This is a genomic window from Nocardia abscessus, assembly GCF_015477775.1.
Classification (GTDB): Bacteria; Actinomycetota; Actinomycetes; order Mycobacteriales; family Mycobacteriaceae; genus Nocardia; species Nocardia abscessus_A.
In genome coordinates this window covers 1-536 of the sequence record NZ_JADLQO010000070.1, presented here as the reverse complement: position 1 = coordinate 536, position 536 = coordinate 1, and the positions used below count along the sequence as shown (strand labels likewise).

Below are 536 nucleotides of genomic sequence, written 5' to 3'. Positions count from 1 at the left end.
ATCCCGAACCATTTCGGACCCGAGATGATCGACGGATTCGGCCCCGACAACGCGATCACCTACCTGCTCGACCGCCTCGCCGACAAACCCGTCACCGGCTGCACCTTCGACTGAAACCCCCTGCGCCGCGATCGAATCGGCGCTGACCAAGGTCTCAGCCCGCCGAGCCATCCTTCATGGCTCGCGGCGGAGACGTCGCGCCCTGCGCACACCACCTGATCCGGCGGTCGGAGCCCGACTCGTTCGGCGTTCAGGACTCTTTCGACATGCCGAATACCCCGAAGGACTTGTGATGACTGCATTTTCGCGCCGGTCACTGTTGACCGGTGTCGCCGCGGCCGGCGCTGTGGCCTTGGCCTCCCGCACGTTCGGTTCGCCCGCTCCCGCTGCCGCGCAAGTGAACAACGTTCCATTGACTCGTGAAGAGCATCGGGTGGTGGTGGTGGGTTCGGGGTTCGGTGGTGGTGTCAGCGCTTTGCGCTTGGCGCGGGCGGGCGTGCCGGTGACGGTGCTCGAACGGGGACTGCGCTGGACGA

1 protein-coding gene is annotated in these 536 nt (G+C 66.0%); it reads left to right on the top strand.

Annotation, left to right across the window (positions count from 1 at the left end):
• Positions 1-292: 292 nt before the first annotated feature.
• Positions 293-536, top strand: a 244-nt coding sequence (locus IU450_RS39310) for an NAD(P)-binding protein (protein WP_195154786.1), incomplete at its 3' end; no start/stop codon positions are given.